Source organism: Achromobacter sp. (assembly GCF_057314935.1).
The window spans coordinates 1-4,064 of the sequence record NZ_DBHKZA010000172.1; the positions used below are offsets into that span (position 1 = coordinate 1).

Sequence of the window (4,064 nt, forward strand, 5' to 3'; positions counted from 1 at the left end):
AACTGGCGCGCCTTGCAGCAGCCGCATTGCTGGATGACCAGGCGGCCTTCCTTCGCGGCATCCCAGTAGGGCTGGGTGATCCGGGTCGGTTGCGGCAGCGGGCGTTGAACTTGATCCATGGTCAGACTCCGAGAATCAGGGTGGTGTTGCAGGAAAAGACGAGGCCGGGCGCGTGGACCAGGGCCAGTTCTGCCTTGGGCAGTTGGCGCTCCCCACATTCCTTGCGCAACTGGTGCACCGCTTCGAGCAGCAGCAGCATGCCGAACTGGCCGGGATGGTTGTAGGACAGGCCGCCGCCCGAGGTATTGATGGGGAAGTCGCCTCCGGGAGCCAGGCGGCCGTCCGCCACGAAGGCCCCGCCCTCGCCACGCTTGCAGAAGCCCAGTTCCTCCAGCGACTGGATCACGCCGATCGTGAAGTGGTCGTAGATCTGCACCACGTCGATGTCGGCCCGCGTGACGCCGGCCATCTCCAGCGCGACGTCCGCCGTCTGCGCCACATTGGTGTCCAGCCAGTCCGCGGTATTGAAAGGCGTGTAGTGGTGCGAGAAGGATTCGGCGATGCCCATCACGTAGACCGGCGGACGCTTCAGCGTGCGAGCGCGCGCGGCTGACGTGACAATGACCGCGCCGCCGGCGTCTGTCACCAGGCAGCAGTCGCGCTGGCGCAAGGGATCGGCGATCATCCTGGAAGCCATGACTTCCTCGATCGAGGTGTCCTCGCGCCGGTAGGCCTTCGGATTGAGCTGCGCCCATTTTCGCGCCGCCACCGCCACTTCGGCCAGATCCTTGTGCGTGGTGCCGTAGCGTTGCATGTGCAGTTGCGCCACCATCGCGTAATAGCCGATGGGACTGAGCTGCCCATACGGCGTGATGAACTGCCCGCGTGGCATGCGCATGTCCTCCGGCGTGCCGCCCACCTTGCGCGTTCCGTCCGACAGTTGGGTGCTGCCGTAGGCCACCAGCGCCACCTCGCACATTCCGGCCTCGATCGCGGCCATGGCGTGGCGGATATGCATGACGCTGGACATGCCGCCCACGCTGGTCGAATCCACGTAGCGCGGCCGTATGCCCAAATACTCGGCCAGATGCAGACCGGCGAACTTGTCGTCCACGTGCGCGAACACGCCGTCGACGTCCTTGAGGTTCAATCCCGCATCGCGCAGGGCGCGGGCCGCCGCCTGCGCCTGCAGGTCCAGCGAGGTCATCCCGGGCACTTTCCCGAGGTCGGATTCGGCGGCGCCGACGATGGCGACCGATTTCGAAAGATGCTTGGTCATGTAGGAATCTGCTCCTGTCGATGTCGAAAAATGGGGTTCAAAGCGCCCGGGCGATCAGCTCGCGCATGACTTCCGAGGCGCCGCCATAGATCCGGTTGGGCCGCACGTCGGTGTAGGCGCGGGCGATCGGATACTCGCGCATGTAGCCGTAGCCGCCATGGAACTGCAGCAGATCGTCGATGGCGCCCGTGGCTTCGGACGCCCACAGCTTGGCCATGGCGGCGCCTGCGGCGTCGAGCTCGCCATCCAGGTACTGCTGCACGCAGCCGTCGACGAAAGCTCGGGTGGCGGCGGCCAGGGTCTTGATGTCGGCCAGCTTGAATCGGATGTACTGGTTGTCGATCAAGGCCTTGTCGAAGGCACGGCGTTCCTTCGTGTAGTCCACGGTCCATTGCAGCGCGCTCTCCAGCGCCATGGCGCAGCGCACCGCGATCATCAGCCGTTCGCGCACCAGCTCCTTCATCAGGTAGCCGAAGCCCTGCCCCGGCTCTCCCAGCATGTCCGCGTCCGGCACGAACATGTCCTGGAAGAACAGTTCGGCCGTGTCCTGCGCCTTCTGCCCGACCTTGTCCAGCAGCCGCCCGCGCGTGAACCCGGGCGTCGCGGTGTCGACCCAGAACAGGCTGATGCCGCGCGAACCGGCGGCGGGATCCGTCTTAGCCACCACCAGCACGCGGTCGGCATGGAAGCCGTTGGTGATGAAGGTCTTCTGGCCGTTGATGACGTAGCCGCCCTGCGCCCGGGCGGCCGCGGTGCGGATCGCCTTGACGTCGCTGCCGGCACCCGGCTCGGTCATGGCGAGAGACGCCACGATGTCGCCCTGCGCCATGCCGGGCAGATCGCGCCGCTTCTGGCTTTCGGTGCCGAAATTCAATAAGTACGGCGCCACGATGTCCGAATGCGTGGTGAAGCCCGTTACGCCCGTAGCCAGCACGCGGGCGATCTCCTCCACCACGATGATGGTGTGCAGGAAATCCCCGCCGCCCCCGCCATATTCTTCAGGCGTGCTGGGCAGCAGGATGCCGGCCGCGCCGGCCTTGCGCCACAGGTCGCGCGGCACCAGTCCGTCCTGCTCCCATTGATGGTGATGGGGCGTGATTTCGTCCGCGATGAAGCGCGCCACCGTGTCGCGGAACAATTCGTGGTCCGCCGAGAAGAGCTTGCGTTGCCGGTTCATGCTGCCTCCTGATCTGTCATGATGGAACTCCTAGGGCCAGTAGCGCTGCTTGACCAGGCGCTTGAGCAGCTTGCCGGTCTCGGTACGCGGCATGTCGCTGGAAAAATCCACGCTCTTCGGGCACTTGATGGGCGAGATGCGCTCGCGGCAATAGGCGATCAGCTGCTGCGCCAGGTCAGCGCTGGCAGCAGCAGGGTCGCGCAACTGCACGACCGCCTTGACCTCTTCGCCGAACTCGTCGTTCGGCACGCCGACGACCGCCACGTCGGCCACCGCGGGATGCGTGCAGAGCAGGTTTTCCGCTTCCTGGGGATAGATGTTGACGCCGCCCGACACGATCATGTTGGACAGGCGGTCGGTCAGGTACAGATAGCCGTCGTGGTCCAGGTAGCCGATATCGCCATAGGTGGCCCAGCCCCGCGCGTTGTAGGCCCCGCGCGTCTTGTCCGGATCCTTGTGGTATTCGAACGAGCCGCCCCCGGAAAAGTAGATGACCCCGGGCTGGCCCGCCGGCAATTCGGTCAGCCCGTCTTCGCTCATGATGTGTGCCTGGCCGAACTCCGGCCTGCCCACCGAGCCACGATGCGCCAGCCATTCCTCGGAACCCAGCGAGGTGCGCCCGACCAGTTCCGTGCCGCTGTAGTACTCGTACAGGATCGGCCCCCACCACGCGATCATGGCCTCCTTGACGTCGACCGGGCACGGGGCGGCCGCATGCACCGCGTAGCGCAGCGTGGACAGGTCGTGGCGCGCGCGCTCTTGCTGCGGCAGGCGCAGCAGGCGGATGAACATGGTCGGCACCCATTGCGAATGCGTGACGCCGAAGGCAGCGATGGCTTCAAGCGCCGCGGCCGCATCGAATTTTTCCATCATGACGCAACCGCCGCCGGCGCGCAGCGCCGCCATGTTCCAGCGCACAGGGGCCGCGTGATAGAACGGCGCTGTGGACAGATAGACGGTGTCGCGGTCGAACGCCTTCCAGGCGCTGCTGGGCGAGTCGCCGACGCGGAAGTAGCGGTTGGCGACCGATAGCGGACGCTTGATTCCCTTGGGCAGGCCGGTGGTGCCCGACGAATAAAGGAAGTCCGTGCCTTCCGGGGATTCGGGCAACGCCACGTCGTCGGCATAGCGGCCGGTCCAGGCCTCGTACTGGATCGCACCGGCGTCCGCGCCGTCCATGCAGACACGCAGCACGCCGCGCGCATCCAGGCTGTCCGCATCCGTTTCGGCCTGCGTGCAGCCGGAATAGAACAGCACGCGCGCGTCGCAATTCTCGATGATGTAGCGCGCTTCCTCGCGCTTGAGATGCCTGCTAATGGTGGTGTAGTACAGGCCGACGCGATGCGCGGCCCACAGCAGTTCGAAGAACCGCGGATGGTTCTCCAGGAATACTGCAATCCCGTCGCCGGCCTGCAGGCCGGCATCCAGCAAGGCCGCGGCGCATTTGCGGCTGCGCAGCTCCAGCTCGCGCCAGGTCACCGTGATACCGGACGGAATCATGCGGTAGGCGATGCGATCGGGCATCTCCCGGGCATGGGCTTCAAGTGCAGACATGGTTCACCTCTGGTTTGCTCAATTGGCCAGGCGGGCAACGCCGTTGCTCAGCAC

Annotated in this window: 3 protein-coding genes; all 3 read right to left on the bottom strand. The window is 65.7% G+C overall.

What is annotated here, in order from left to right; all coding sequences use genetic code 11:
* Positions 1 to 121: 121 nt before the first annotated feature.
* From ACO6D5_RS29695 to ACO6D5_RS29705, 3 genes are read right to left on the bottom strand one after another with little or no spacing between them, the layout of a single operon-like run.
* Positions 122 to 1,279, bottom strand: a complete 1,158-nt coding sequence (locus ACO6D5_RS29695; RefSeq protein WP_485827383.1) for an acetyl-CoA acetyltransferase — start codon at positions 1,277 to 1,279, stop codon at positions 122 to 124.
* Between the two features lie 37 nt (positions 1,280 to 1,316).
* Positions 1,317 to 2,456: an acyl-CoA dehydrogenase family protein gene (locus tag ACO6D5_RS29700; protein WP_485827384.1), complete on the bottom strand. Its 1,140-nt coding sequence runs from the start codon at positions 2,454 to 2,456 to the stop codon at positions 1,317 to 1,319.
* A gap of 30 nt (positions 2,457 to 2,486) precedes the next feature.
* Positions 2,487 to 4,010 carry an AMP-binding protein gene (locus ACO6D5_RS29705; protein WP_485827385.1) on the bottom strand — a complete coding sequence of 508 codons (1,524 nt, stop codon included), beginning with the start codon at positions 4,008 to 4,010 and terminating at the stop codon, positions 2,487 to 2,489.
* Between the last annotated feature and the right edge of the window lie 54 nt (positions 4,011 to 4,064).